The 13,028-nt window shown below is 72.8% G+C and carries 13 protein-coding genes; 5 read left to right on the forward strand and 8 right to left on the reverse strand.

Annotated features, from left to right (window positions below; all coding sequences use genetic code 11):
• Window positions 1-9: 9 nt before the first annotated feature.
• From BMW85_RS40225 to rimP, 5 genes are all read right to left on the reverse strand, one after another.
• Window positions 10-306: a DUF503 domain-containing protein gene (locus tag BMW85_RS40225; protein ID WP_091092345.1), complete on the reverse strand. Its 297-nt coding sequence runs from the start codon at window positions 304-306 to the stop codon at window positions 10-12.
• Window positions 307-426: 120 nt separating this feature from the next.
• A complete protein-coding gene (gene infB / locus BMW85_RS40230; RefSeq protein ID WP_091092347.1) occupies window positions 427-3,561 on the reverse strand; it encodes a translation initiation factor IF-2 in 3,135 nt (1,044 codons plus the stop codon).
• A 125-nt stretch (window positions 3,562-3,686) separates the two neighbouring features.
• A complete protein-coding gene (locus tag BMW85_RS40235) occupies window positions 3,687-3,983 on the reverse strand; it encodes a YlxR family protein (RefSeq protein WP_091092349.1) in 297 nt (98 codons plus the stop codon).
• Window positions 3,967-4,971: a transcription termination factor NusA gene (nusA, locus tag BMW85_RS40240; RefSeq protein WP_091092351.1), complete on the reverse strand. Its 1,005-nt coding sequence runs from the start codon at window positions 4,969-4,971 to the stop codon at window positions 3,967-3,969. The genes BMW85_RS40235 and nusA overlap by 17 nt, the downstream gene beginning before the upstream one ends.
• Window positions 4,972-4,983: 12 nt before the next feature.
• The gene (gene rimP, locus BMW85_RS40245; protein WP_091092352.1) at window positions 4,984-5,469 is read right to left on the reverse strand and encodes a ribosome maturation factor RimP; all 486 of its coding nucleotides are present in this window, start codon (window positions 5,467-5,469) and stop codon (window positions 4,984-4,986) included.
• Between the two features lie 221 nt (window positions 5,470-5,690).
• Here rimP and BMW85_RS40250 point away from each other — a divergent pair, with 221 nt between their 5' ends.
• Together BMW85_RS40250 and BMW85_RS40255 are read left to right on the forward strand one after the other, a co-directional pair.
• Window positions 5,691-6,191 (forward strand): hypothetical protein, encoded by a 501-nt coding sequence (locus tag BMW85_RS40250; RefSeq protein ID WP_091092354.1) that lies wholly within the window; start codon window positions 5,691-5,693, stop codon window positions 6,189-6,191.
• A 20-nt stretch (window positions 6,192-6,211) separates the two neighbouring features.
• Window positions 6,212-6,670, forward strand: a complete 459-nt coding sequence (locus BMW85_RS40255) for a ferritin-like domain-containing protein (RefSeq protein ID WP_245775344.1) — start codon at window positions 6,212-6,214, stop codon at window positions 6,668-6,670.
• Between the two features lie 40 nt (window positions 6,671-6,710).
• Here BMW85_RS40255 and BMW85_RS40260 read toward each other — a convergent pair whose 3' ends face one another.
• Both BMW85_RS40260 and BMW85_RS40265 read right to left on the reverse strand, forming a co-directional pair.
• Window positions 6,711-8,456, reverse strand: coding sequence for a proline--tRNA ligase (locus BMW85_RS40260; RefSeq protein ID WP_091092355.1), 1,746 nt, complete (start codon window positions 8,454-8,456; stop codon window positions 6,711-6,713).
• A gap of 96 nt (window positions 8,457-8,552) precedes the next feature.
• Window positions 8,553-9,227 carry a hypothetical protein gene (locus BMW85_RS40265; RefSeq protein WP_091092357.1) on the reverse strand — a complete coding sequence of 225 codons (675 nt, stop codon included), beginning with the start codon at window positions 9,225-9,227 and terminating at the stop codon, window positions 8,553-8,555.
• Window positions 9,228-9,361: 134 nt separating this feature from the next.
• Between BMW85_RS40265 and BMW85_RS40270 the strand changes: the two genes are divergently transcribed.
• Window positions 9,362-10,303: an acyl-CoA dehydrogenase family protein gene (locus BMW85_RS40270; RefSeq protein WP_091092359.1), complete on the forward strand. Its 942-nt coding sequence runs from the start codon at window positions 9,362-9,364 to the stop codon at window positions 10,301-10,303.
• Between the two features lie 8 nt (window positions 10,304-10,311).
• Here BMW85_RS40270 and BMW85_RS40275 read toward each other — a convergent pair whose 3' ends face one another.
• Window positions 10,312-10,791 carry a hypothetical protein gene (locus BMW85_RS40275; RefSeq protein WP_245775345.1) on the reverse strand — a complete coding sequence of 160 codons (480 nt, stop codon included), beginning with the start codon at window positions 10,789-10,791 and terminating at the stop codon, window positions 10,312-10,314.
• Window positions 10,792-10,891: 100 nt separating this feature from the next.
• Between BMW85_RS40275 and BMW85_RS40280 the strand changes: the two genes are divergently transcribed.
• Together BMW85_RS40280 and BMW85_RS40285 are read left to right on the forward strand one after the other, a co-directional pair.
• Window positions 10,892-11,959, forward strand: coding sequence for an LLM class flavin-dependent oxidoreductase (locus BMW85_RS40280; RefSeq protein ID WP_091092362.1), 1,068 nt, complete (start codon window positions 10,892-10,894; stop codon window positions 11,957-11,959).
• Window positions 11,959-13,017, forward strand: coding sequence for a phenylacetate--CoA ligase family protein (locus BMW85_RS40285; RefSeq protein WP_091092363.1), 1,059 nt, complete (start codon window positions 11,959-11,961; stop codon window positions 13,015-13,017). Before BMW85_RS40280 ends, BMW85_RS40285 begins: the two co-directional genes overlap by 1 nt.
• The last annotated feature ends 11 nt before the right edge of the window (window positions 13,018-13,028 follow it).

The raw sequence follows: 13,028 nt of genomic DNA on the forward strand, positions 1-13,028 counted from the left end.
GCTAGTCGTTCAATCCTCGTCGTGGTACAGACGCTGCCTGGCCGACAGCAGCTCGATCTCCGGGCGGAAGGCCACCATCCGCTCGCAGGCGTCCATCACCTCTTTGCAGTTACCCGCGGAGGCGGAAAGCACCGCGATGCCGACCTCGGCTCTGCGATGCAGATCGTGACGCCCGGTCTCGGCGACCGCTATGGCGGGGTAACGGCGCCGCAGCTCGGCGATCAGCGGCCGTACGACGGAGCGCTTCTGCTTCAGCGAGCGAACGTCGCCGAGCAGGATGTCCAGGGTCAGAGCACCCACATACATCGTTGGTCACCACCGCTTGGCCTGGTGTGCTGAGCGCGCGCCCGTCCTGCCGCGGTGGGGAGCAGGCCAGGACGCGCGAGAGGCGCCCGGCGGAGGTCCCGCCGGGCGCCCGGCCGCGTGTCACACGCGCGGCTTCTCCCGCATCTCGAACGTCTCGATCACGTCGTCGATCCGGATGTCGTTGTAGCCGACACCGATGCCGCACTCGAAGCCCTCGCGGACCTCGGTCGCGTCATCCTTGAAGCGACGCAGCGACGAGACGGTCAGGTTGTCGGCGATGACGACGCCATCGCGGATCACCCTGGCCTTGCTGTTGCGGACGATCACACCGGAACGGACGAGAGTACCGGCGACGTTGCCGATCTTCGGCACCTTGAAGACCTCGCGGACTTCGGCGGTGCCCATCTGGACCTCTTCGAACTCCGGCTTGAGCATGCCCTTGAGGGCCGCCTCGATCTCCTCGATCGCCTGGTAGATGACCGAGTAGTAGCGGATGTCGACGCCCTCGCGCTCGGCCAGGTCGCGTGCCCGCGGCTCGGGCCGCACGTTGAAGCCGATGATGACCGCGTTGTCGTCGGCGACCGCCAGGTTGACGTCGTACTCGGTGATCGCGCCGACCGCGCGGTGCAGGACACGGAGCCTGACCTCGTCGCCGACGTCGATCTTGAGCAGGGCGTCTTCCAGGGCCTCCACCGAACCGGACACGTCACCCTTGATGATGAGCTTGAGCTCGTCGACGCGGCCCTTCTCGAGGTCGCTGAACAGCTCCTCGAGGGTGCGGCGACGGCTCGACTTCGCCATCTCGGCGCTGCGCTTGCGCGCCGCGCGCTGCTGGGCGATCTGCCGGGCCATCCGGTCGTCGGTGACGACGATGAAGTTGTCACCGGCGCTCGGCACGGCCGTCAGACCCATCACCAGGACCGGACGCGACGGCGTGGCCTCGTCGACCGGCTCGCCGGTGTCGTCGAGCATCGCCCGGACGCGGCCGAAGGCCTCGCCACAGACGATCGAGTCGCCGACGCGCAGCGTGCCGCGCTGGACCAGGACGGTCGCGACCGGGCCGCGGCCCTTGTCGAGGTGCGCCTCGATGGCGATGCCCTGGGCGTCCATCGTCGGGTTGGCCCGCAGGTCGAGCTCGGCGTCGGCGGTCAGCAGGATCGCCTCGAGGAGGCTCTCGATGCCGATGCCGTTCTTCGCCGAGATGTCGACGAACAGCGTGCTGCCGCCGTACTCCTCGGCGACCAGGCCGTACTCGGTGAGCTGGGCCCGCACCTTGTTGGGGTCGGCCCCTTCCTTGTCGATCTTGTTGACCGCGACCACGACCGGCACGTCGGCCGCCTGGGCGTGGTTGAGCGCCTCGATCGTCTGCGGCTTGACGCCGTCGTCGGCCGCGACCACCAGCACCGCGATGTCGGTCGACTTCGCGCCTCGGGCACGCATGGCGGTGAACGCCTCGTGACCCGGGGTGTCGATGAAGGTGATCTTGCGCTCTTGGCCCTCGTGCTCGGCGGCGACCTGGTAAGCACCGATGTGCTGGGTGATGCCACCCGCCTCGCGCGACACCACGTTCGTGTTGCGGATGGCGTCGAGCAGCCTGGTCTTACCGTGGTCGACGTGACCCATGACGGTCACGACCGGCGGACGCGCGGCGAGGTCGGCCTCGTCGCCCTCGTCCTCGCCGAACTCGATGTCGAAGGCCTCGAGAAGCTCGCGGTCCTCCTCCTCCGGGCTCACGACCTGGATGTCGTAGTCGAGCTCGGCGCCGAGCAGCTGCAGCGTCTCCTCGTTGACCGACTGCGTGGCGGTCACCATCTCGCCGAGGTGCAGCATGATCTGCACGAGCGAGGCGGGGTTGGCGCCGATGCGGTCGGCGAAGTCGGACAGCGACGCGCCGCGCGGGAGGCGGATCGTCGCGCCGTTGCCGCGCGCGACCTGCACGCCGCCGATCGACGGCGCCGACATGTTGTCGAACTCCTGGCGCCTCTGCCGCTTCGACTTGCGCCCGCGGGCCGGACGGCCACCGGGACGGCCGAAGGCACCCGCGGTGCCGCCGCCACGACCACGGCCACCGCCGCCGGGACGGCCGCCGAAGCCACCGCCGCCGCCACCGGGACCACCGGTGCCGGTGCGCGGACCCGCGCCACCGCCACCGGGACGGCCGGCGAAACCGCCGCCGCCGGGACGACCGCCGCCACCACCGGGACGGCCACCGCCGCCACCGCCGGGACGACCGCCGCCGCCACCCGGGCCACCGCCCGGACGGCCTGCGCCGGGACCGGAAGGACGGCCCTGCGGCATCATCATCGGGTTGGGACGCGGACCACCGGGACGCGGACCACCGGCGCCACCGGCGCCGGGACCCGGACGCGGGCCGCCGGGGGGCGGACCGGGACGCGGGCCGGGAGTGGGCCGGTCGCCGCCGCGACCCTGCGGCGGACGCGGCATCGCGCCGTCGCGCGGCGGGCCGTCACGGCGCTCGCCACGCGGGCCGGGGCCACCGTCACGCTGGCCGCCGCCCGGACGCTGCGGCCGGGGCGCCTGGCCCATGCCGCTGGCGTTGGACGAGAACGGGTTGTTGCCCGGACGCGGGCCACGCGGGCCCGGCTTGGGGCCGGGACGCGGGCCGCCGCCGGTGGGCGCGCCGCCAGGACGCGGCGCCTGCGCCGCGCCGCCGCCGCCCTGCTGGGCGGGACGCGGGCCCGGCTTGGGGCCGGGACCCGGACGCGGAGCCGGGCCGGGACGCGGACCCGGGGTCGGCCGGGCCGGCGCGCCGCTCTCGAAGCGCGCCTGCGGAGCCGGGGACGCCTCACCGCGCGCGGCCTGCGGCTGCTGCTGGTGAGGCATGGGAACCGGCGGGCGGGGCTGGCCGCCGCCCTGAGGACCTTGCGGACCCTGCGGGCCCTGGGGCCCCTGCGGACCCTGAGGGCCGCTCTGCGGGGCCGGACGCGGACCGGGCCGGGGGCCCGGACGCGGAGGAGCAGGCACCGGGGCCTGCCCGGAACCGTTGCCGGCCTGGCCTTCCGCCGGCCGGTGCGCAGCCCTTGGCGGCTGCGGCCTGTTGGACGGCTGTCCGCCGCCCCTGGAGGGCCCACCCTTCGATGCGCCCAGAGCTTCGGTGAGCCTGCGGACCACCGGCGCCTCGATGGTGGAGGACGCCGAACGGACGAACTCCCCCATCTCTTGGAGCTTGGCCATGACGACCTTGCTCTCGACGCCGAACTCCTTAGCGAGCTCGTATACCCGGACCTTCGCCACTGCACTCCCTTACTCGGCCCGGGAGGCTGGCTGTGCCGTCCGGACCGTCGCTACCTTGACGTCTTCATCGCCGCGTGCTCATCAGGCGCTCATAGCAATCTGACTCCGCCCATCAACTCGGCGTCCTACATGACATTGGGTTCTCCCTCCAGGTGTGCCCGCACGGGCGAGACGTCGAGCGGCCCCGTCACGCGAAACGCGCGAGGGAACGCCCGCCGCCGCTCGGCGAACTCCAGACAGCTCAAGGCCGGATGCAGCGACGCACCTCGGCCTGGAAGCCGTCCTCGCAGGTCGGGGACCACATGGTCTCCTACCCGCACCAGGCGGAGCAGCTCGGACTTGGCCGTGCGAACCCTGCAGCCCACACACGTGCGCTGAGGGCCCCTAAGGCCACCATATTCCAGCTTACCGCTTTGACGCATCTACGGAACCGGCGGCATCCTCCGCCTGTGTGTCCGGCCGGATGTCGATCCGCCATCCGGTGAGCCTCGCCGCGAGCCGGGCGTTCTGCCCCTCTTTGCCGATGGCCAGGGAAAGCTGGTAGTCGGGCACGGTGACCCGCGCGACCCGGCCGTCGAGATCGAGAACCTCGACATGGGAAACACGCGCAGGGGACAGGGCATTCCCGACGAACTCGGCAGGGTCCTCGGACCAGTCGATGATGTCGATCTTCTCGCCGTGGAGCTCGGTCATCACGTTGCGCACCCGCGAGCCCATGGGGCCGATGCAGGCGCCCTTGGCGTTGACACCGGGCTTGCGCGACCGCACCGCGATCTTGGTGCGGTGGCCGGCCTCGCGGGCCACGGCGGCGATCTCCACGGTGCCGTCGGCGATCTCCGGCACCTCCAGCGCGAACAGCTTCTTCACCAGGCCGGGATGCGTGCGCGAGAGGGTGACGGAGGGACCCTTGTGGCCCTTCTTGACCTGCACGACGTAGGCGCGAATGCGCTCGCCGTGCACGTAGTCCTCCCCGGGCACCTGCTCGGCGTGCGGCAGGACGGCCTCGATCTTGCCGAGGTCGACCAGCACCACGCGAGGGTCCTTGCCCTGCTGGATGACGCCCGAGACCAGCTCGCCCTCACGGCTGGCGAACTCGCCGAAGTTGATCTCGTCCTCGGCGTCGCGGAGCTGCTGCAGGATGACCTGCTTGGCGGTGGTGGCGGCGATCCTGCTGAAATTGCCAGGGGTGTCGTCGAACTCCCTGACCACCTCGCCCTCGTCGCCCAGCTCGGCGGCCCAGATCGTGACGTGACCGCTGGCGCGGTCGAGCTCGGCCCGCGCCTTCGAGGCCGCGCCCTCGGTGCGGAAGTAGGCGATCAGCAGCGCGTCCTCGATCGCCTTGACCACCAGGTCGAAGGAGATGTCCTTCTCCCGTTCGAGGCTGCGCAGGACGCTCATGTCGATGTCCACGGCGGCTCCCCCTTAGCCCTCGTCGCCGTCGACGTCGTCGATGCGGCGGAACTCCACCTGGACCCGTCCGCGGGCCAGGTCCTCGTACTCAAGCCGGCGCGGCGCGCCCTCGACGTCGAGATCGACGCCGGCGTCGTCCGCGGCCGTGATCCGGCCCTCCACCACGCTGCCGTCGCGCAGCTCCGCCTTCACCAGACGTGTGGCCGCGCGACGCCAGTGGCGCGGCTCGGTGAGGGGGCGGTCGACACCCGGCGAGGAGACCTCCAGCGTGTATGCCGCCTGTCCCATCGCGTCGTCGTCGTCCAGCGCCGCGGAGACGGCCTGGCTCACGTCGGCGACGTCGTCGAGGCTCACGCCGCCGTCGCGGTCGACGATCACACGCAGCACGCGTCTCCTGCCCGCCTGGGTGACCGTGATGTCCTCCAGATCGAGGCCCTCCGCGCTGACCACGGGCTCCAGGAGCTTCATCAGGTGGTCGCGGGGTGATGCGCTGCCCATATCGACCTCCCCTATTGTCAAGTCTCAGCCGGGCGGACCTCGCCACTGGCTCCTCGTCGCCCGGCCGCTCGGCCAGCGACGACAGTTGACACCCTATCCGTACGAGGGCACAGAAAGAGCGCCACTCGTCCCGGCCGAATGGCGGAGCGTCGCCTGGCGGCGATCGCGGGCTCAGACCGTACGATGCTATCTGCGTCAGTGACAACAGGAGGTTCCCGCTCGTGCGCCCGCGTCACCTCTCCCGTCGTGGCCTGCTGGCGGGCGGAGCGGCCGCGCTCGCCGCCTGCAGCGCCTCCGGGCCGGCCCAGCCGTCCGCGCCCGCCCCCGACTCGCCCGAGACGGTCCTCGTGAAGCAGCTGATCGCGGAGAAGGAGCGGACGATCGCGCTCTACTCGGCGCTGATCGCGGACGGCGGCGAGCGGCTCGTGCCCTTCCGCGACCGTCACCAGGCGCACGTCAATGAGCTGCGCAAGCACGTGACCGGCCCCGGCGCTCCCGCCACCGGCGCGACCGGCTCCCCCGCCCCTTCGGGCTCGCCCGCCCCCTCCGGCTCCGCCGAGCCGGACAAGCCGTCGCTGTCGCGGCTGCGCGAGCTGGAGCGGAAGGCGGCGGCGCTGCGGCCCAAGCAGCTCGCGGGCCTCTCCCCCGGGATGGCGCAGCTCATCGCCAGCATCGGCGCCTGCGAGGCGGCGCACGTCGTCGCCCTGCCGAAGTCACTGTGAACGCGGCGAACGGGGTGACCGTGAACGGGGACGATCTGGAGAAGCTGCGCAAGGCGCTGGCGGCCGAGCACGCCGCGCTGTTCGCGTACGGGCTGCTGGGGGCGCGGACGTCAGGGGAGCTCCGGGAGCGGATGACCGCGGCCTACGACGCCCATCGGGCGCGGCGCGACCAGGTCCGCGCGCTCATCACGGCGCGCGGCGGCAAGCCCGTGGAGGCGGAGGCGTCGTACGCGCTGCCGTTCTTCCCCTCGGACGCGAAGCTGGCGGCCCGGCTGGCGGCGCACCTCGAAGGCGGGGTGACGGCCGCCTATCTGGAGCTGGTGGCGGCCGGGGACGCCGCGCTGCGGCGGTTCGCGGCCCTGGCCATGCAGCAGGCCGTCACCCGCTCGTACGCCTTCCGCCCGGCCCAGCCGGCCGCGTTCCCCGGCATGCCGGCGGCCCCCGCGCCCGCCACACCCACCGCCCAGGGCGGCAGCTGAAGGGTGGGCGCCCTGGCGGTCAGGGCGCCCACGGCGCGGGTCAGGCGGCGGTGACGGCCATGATGCGGTCGGCGGCCTCCGCGAGGGGGATCTCCGACTTCTCGCCGGTCACCCGGTCGCGGAGCTCGATGACGCCCTGGGAGAGTCCGCGGCCGATGACCACGACGGTCGGGACGCCCAGCAGCTCGGCGTCCTTGAACTTGACGCCGGGCGAGACCTGCGGCCGGTCGTCCACGAGCACGCGCAGGCCGCGCGACTCCAGCTCGCCGGCCAGCTCCAGGGCGGCCTCGACCTGGTTGTCCTTGCCGGTGCCGACGATGTGCACGTCGGCGGGCGCCACCTCGCGCGGCCAGACCAGGCCGAGCTGGTCGTGGGCCTGCTCGGCGATGACGGCGACGGCGCGCGAGACGCCGATGCCGTAGGAGCCCATGGTGATGCGGATGGGCTTGCCGTCGGGGCCGAGGGCGTCGAGGCCGGCGGCGTCGGCGTATTTGCGGCCGAGCTGGAAGATGTGGCCGATCTCGATGCCGCGGTCGATGGACAGCTCGGCGCCGCAGCGGGGGCAGGGGTCGCCGGCGCGGATCTCGGCGGCCTCGATGGTGCCGTCGGGGGTGAAGTCGCGGCCCGCGACGACGTTGGCGGCGTGCCTGCCGGGCTCGTTGGCGCCGGTCACCCAGGAGGTGCCGGTGGCCACGCGCGGGTCGACGAGGTAGCGGATGCCGAGCTCGCGCAGGATCTGCGGGCCGATGTAGCCGCGCACGAGGCCGGGGTGCTTGGCGAAGTCGGCGGCCTCGAAGATGGCGGGCTCGCCGGGGGCGAGCGCGGCCTCCAGGCGCTTGAAGTCGACCTCGCGGTCGCCGGGGACGCCGATGATGAGCGTCTCGGTCTTGTCGGAGCCCGGGGTGGTGACCTTGACGACGACGTTCTTCAGGGTGTCGGCGGCGGTGACGGAGAGGCCGTGGTGCTCGTTGACGTACGACACCAGCGTCTCGATGGTCGGGGTGTCGGGCGTGTCCATGACGGCGAGCGGGGGCAGGTCGTCGTAGGGGCGGGCGGCGGGCGCGGTCGTGGTGACCGCCTCGGCGTTGGCCGCGTAGCCGCAGGAGTGGCAGGCCACGAAGGTGTCCTCGCCGGTGGGCGTGGGGGCCAGGAACTCCTCGGAGGCCGAGCCGCCCATGGCGCCCGACTGGGCGAAGACGATCTTGTAGTGGATGCCGAGCCGGTCGAACGTGCGGATGTAGGCCTCGCGGTGCTGCTCGTAGGAGTGCTTGAGGCCGTCGTCGTCGAGGTCGAAGGAGTAGGAGTCCTTCATCAGGAACTCCCGGCCGCGCAGGATGCCGGCCCTGGGGCGGGCCTCGTCGCGGTATTTCGTCTGGATCTGGTAGAGGGTGACCGGGTAGTCCTTGTAGGAGGAGTACTCGCCCTTGACCATGTCGGTGAAGAGCTCCTCGTGCGTGGGGCCGAGGAGGTAGTCGGCGCCCTTGCGGTCCTGGAGGCGGAAGAGCGTGTCGCCGTATTCGGTCCAGCGGCCGGTGGCCTCGTAGTACTCGCGGGGCAGCAGGGCGGGGAAGAGCACCTCCTGGGCGCCCATCCGGTTCATCTCCTCGCGGACGATCCTGGTGACGTTCTCCAGCACCAGTTTGCCGAGCGGCAGCCAGGAGTAGATGCCGGGGGCCACGCGGCGGACGTAGCCGGCGCGGACCAGCAGCTTGTGGCTCGGCACTTCCGCGTCTGCCGGGTCGTCCCGCAGGGTGCGAAGAAACAACGACGACATGCGCAGCAACACGGCTACTCCTTGCTCGAACCTGGATGAGGACTTACAGGCTATCGAGTCGAGGTGACCGCCCGCTCGGGCTTAAACGCTGCGCCCCTCAGGCGGCCCTCAGGCGAGGGCCGGGAGCCAGCCCGTGACGAACACCGCCAGCCACGCCGTGAACAGCACGGAGAAGAGCGTGGAGAGGGCGAGGGCGCGCACGCGGGAGCGGGCGTTCCTGCGCAGCGTGAGCACCACGGCGACCGACAGCACGCCGACCAGCAGGGCCGGGCCCGGCCAGAAGGAGCCCTCGACGCCGATGAGGCCCGGCGTGGCGCGGTCCACGACGTCGGCGATGAGCGCGGCTCCGATGCCGCCCGCGGCCAGGTCGCCCCAGCCGTCGTCCCTGCGGGTGACGTAGGCCAGCAGGCCGAGCCCCACGAGCAGGGCGAGGACCCAGTTGAGCCCGGCGGCGCCACCGCCGCCGAGGTCGGCGAGGGCCAGGTCGCCGCGGACGGCGCCCGTGCCCATGGCCGCGACCAGGGTGGAGACCGCGGCCAGGAACGTGGTCACCAGCGCCCATCCGAACCCGGTGGCGGTCGCGCCGACGGCCAGCGCCAGGGCGAGGTAGGCGTAGGGCTCGTAGAGGTGGTCGATCCAGCCGGGGGCACGACCGGAGACGAGCGCGCCGACGATGCCGACGGCCAGTCCACCGAGGAAGGCCGCGACCAAATGGCGCTCGATGCCGCGCTGGCGCCGGTCGTATTCGGCGAAGTCGGCGTAGTCGATCGTGGTGTTGTTCATGTCCCTTTCCCTGGTCAACCCCTCCCCTGGAACCTTCTGGAATTGACCTGTTTCAGATTATGTGAACCTACACAAAAGGCAAAAATCGGTCATTCCTCTACCAACTCAAGCAAGTGCTTGGTTAGCATGACGGCGTGTCGCTTCCCGAAGAACTCGGCGCCCTCGTCCGCGAACACCTCGCCGCCCGCCCCGGCGCGTCCTGGGCGGAGCTCGCGCGGGAGGTGGGGGTGGCCGGGCTGCTCGTCCCCGAGGAGCACGGGGGCGCGGGCTGCGGTCCCGCCGAGCTGGCCGCCGTGGCCGAGGAGATGGGAGGGGCGCTCTCGCCGCACCCCTTCCTGCAGACCGCGGTCATGGCGGTGACCGCCGCGACCGCCTGCGGGGCCGCCGACCTGCTGAAGGCCGTCGCCGACGGCGGCGTGAGCGCGACCGTGGTGCTGCCGGGCGAGGCGGAGCTGCGACTGGCGGGCGGGCGGCTCAGCGGGGTGGCGCCGTACGTCATGGCGGGCGAGCTGGTGCTGCTCTACGCGGGCGGGCAGCTCGTGGAGGCCGTGCCGACGCGGCGGGAGGCGTACCTGACGATGGACGAGAGCCGGCCGCTGGAGCGGCTGACCTTCGAGGACGTGCCCGTACGGCGGCTCGGCGACGGCACGTCGGCGGGATGGGTGCGCGACCTCGGGATCGCGGCCCTGGCCGCCGAGCAGGTGGGCGGGGCGCAGCGGTGCCTGGACATGGCGGTCGCGTACGCGCGCACGCGGGTGCAGTTCGGCCGGCCGATCGGGGCCTTCCAGGCGGTCAAGCACAAGCTGGCGGACGTGCTGCTGCTGGTGGAGTCGGCCAGGTCGGCGGCGCGCGCCGCGGCGGATCACGAGGTAGCGGCGGCGGTGGCGGGGTCGTACTGCACGGAGGCTTACCTGGCGGCGGCGGGCGAGAACATCCAGATCCACGGAGGGATCGGGATCACCTGGGAGCATCCGGCGCATCGCTACTTCAAGCGGGCCACCTCCGACGCCCAGCTCTTCGGCCCGCCCCAGGCGCACCGCGCCCGCCTCGCCGAGTTGGTCTTCGGCGGGCCGTGAGCCCGAGATCAGCCGCCGAGCAGCTCTTCCCAGGGGTGGCGGGTGTTGGTGCGGCGGGTGGTGTCGAGCGCCTCGGCGAGACGCCAGAGGCCGGGCCGGGCGCGGGAGGCCGCGCGGCCCATGGGGTCGATGGCGCGCAGCTCGACGCGGACGCCCATCACGTCGAGGATCGCCGTGGCGGCCCCGCCGGGTCCGGCCTCGGTGACGAGCGGCTCTTCGTCGTCGGGGTCGAGGACCCGCTCGGTCAGCAGGCCGGCCACCTCGGAGGCGTAGGGCCCGTCGCGCCACTCGATGTGCCAGGTGTGGTCGCCACCGCGCCACCAGGTCAGGTCGCGGCACGACTCCATGAAGTCGGCCTCGGACGCCAGCGCCGCCATGACCCGTCCGAACGCCTCGTAGCGGCGGGCACTCGTGAGCGAGAGGTCGTCGCCGTCGAGGCCGGGATCTTCGGCGTCCTTCGGCCGTCTCAGCGCGTGCTTTCGCTTCACGAGCAACCACTCTGATCGCGCCCGCGCCCTTCCCGCAAGTCCTCGCCGCTGATACGCTCTACCAAGCGAGCGCTTGGTTTCCTACTGTGCCGGAGGCGCGATGACGTCCCTACGGATCAGCCTGGGGTACGAGCTGGAGGTCCGCGGACGCACCCGCGACGTCGAGCAGCAGGCGTTCCACAACGTGGTCGAGCAGGTCGTGCTGGGCGACCGGCTGGGGTTCGACACCGCCTGGTTCGTGGAGCACCACTTCACCCGGGGCTTCTCCCACTCCTCGGCCCCCGACCTGGTCCTCGCCGCCGTCTCCCAGCGGACCGAGCGCATCCACCTGGGGCTCGGCGTGGTGCTGCTGCCGTTCCAGTCGCCGATCCGCACGGCCGAGCGCGTCGCCACCCTGGACGTGCTCAGCGGCGGCCGGGTCGAGTTCGGCACCGGCCGCGGTGCCTCCCCCCTGGAGTACCAGGCGTTCCAGCGGCCGTTCGAGCAGTCCCGGCGGATCTGGGAGGACTCGCTGGAGGCCGTGCTCGCGATCTGGAACGCCGACGGCGAGCCCGTCAGCCGCTCGACCGAGTTCTTCGAGATCCCCGACGTCGCCGTCTACCCGCGCCCGGCCCAGCGGCCCCACCCGCCGGTGTGGGTGGCCTCCACCTCCCTGGACGGCTACCTCGCCGCCGCCAGGCACGGCTACAACCTGCTCGGCATGACCATGCTCAAGGGCATCGACGACGTGGCCGCCGACATCGCGCGCTACCGCGAGGGCCTGGCCGAGCACGGCTTCGACCCGGACACCCGCCGGGTCGCCCTCATGATCCCCTGGTACGTCGCCCCCACCCGCGAGGCCGCGACCGCCACGGCCGCCGACCCCGTCCTGTGGTACATCCGCCGCCAGGTCAACCTGGTCACCCCGCCCGACTACTACGACGCCCGCCACGCCACCCACCGCGTACTCGGCCAGCTCGCCGCCGGGCTGCCGCCCGAGGAGGCGATGGCCACGCTGCGCGAGCACCTCATGGTCGTGGTGGACGACGTGGCGGGCTCGCGCAAGGCACTCGCCAGGATCGCCGAGGCCGGGGCGACCGACCTCATCATCCAGGCCCAGGTCGGCGGGCTCGCGCACGAGCAGGTGTGCGAGTCGATGACGCTGTTCATGACCGAGGTGGTGCGCTGATGGGCCGGTGGCTGACGCGGGACGACCTCGGGGCCGCCGCGGGCTCGGCCGCCGGGCTCCTGCTGGTCTCCCCCGACGCGGCCAGTGCCTTCCCGCTCGGCCCCGAGGACCGGCGGACCGCCGCCGGGCTGACCGCAGCGGCCCTGCGCGCGGCCGGGGTGGGCGAGCGGGACCGGGTCGCCGTGGCCCTCGCCGAACCGGCCGGCTCGCTGTGGGCCGCCGCCGCGGCCGAGGTCGCCCAGGCCGCCGCCGGGCTCGGGCCGCGCGGGCGCATGCGGCTGCACCACGCGCTGTCGGCGCTGCGGGCCACGACGCTGGTCGCCACCCCGACCGGCGCGATGGACCTCCTGGCCCGCCTGCACCTGGAGTTCCTGCTGGACCCGCTGGACCTCGGGCTCGCCCACATCGTCCTGACCGGCGAGATCGCCTCCAGGAGCACGCTGCGGCACCTCGCGGGCGAGTTCGGCGCCCGGGTCACCGAGGTGTACGCGAGCCCGTTCGGCGGCACCGCGCTGGCCTGGCGGGCCGCCGAGGAGGACCCGCTCACGCCGCTCGCGGACGGCCTGCTGGGCCTGGCCGCCCTGGGCAAGGACGCCCCCGCCGACCCCGGCGCCCCGCTGGCCGAGCTGATCGTCACCCCGCGCGGGCACGCCACGCTCGGCGACGCGACGCTGAGGACCGGCCACGTCGTACGCGGCGGCGAGGGCCTGCCCGCCCCCGCCCACACCGTGGGCGACCACGTGCTGGTCAGGGGCGTGTGGCTGGCGCTGCCCCGGCTGGAGAAGGCGCTGGCGAAGATCGACGGCGTGGCCGGCTGGGACCTGACCGTCAGCCGTCCGGGCACGCTGGACTCCGCCGTGCTCACCGTGACGTTCGGCCGCGAGAGCCTCGTCGGCAACCCCATGTGGCGCTCGCGCGTCCAGGAGGCCGTACGGGCGCTGACGCCGGTCTCGATCGGCGTGGAGATCGCCCCGGAGGCGGCCGAGGGGCCGCGGCCGGGCACGGTGACCGACCTGCGCGGCCACCATCTGGGCAGGGACCGGGCGCTCGTCACCTAGCTCGTCACCTA

Origin of the sequence: Nonomuraea wenchangensis (assembly GCF_900111685.1) — a bacterium.
GTDB classification, from domain to species: domain Bacteria; phylum Actinomycetota; class Actinomycetes; order Streptosporangiales; family Streptosporangiaceae; genus Nonomuraea; species Nonomuraea wenchangensis.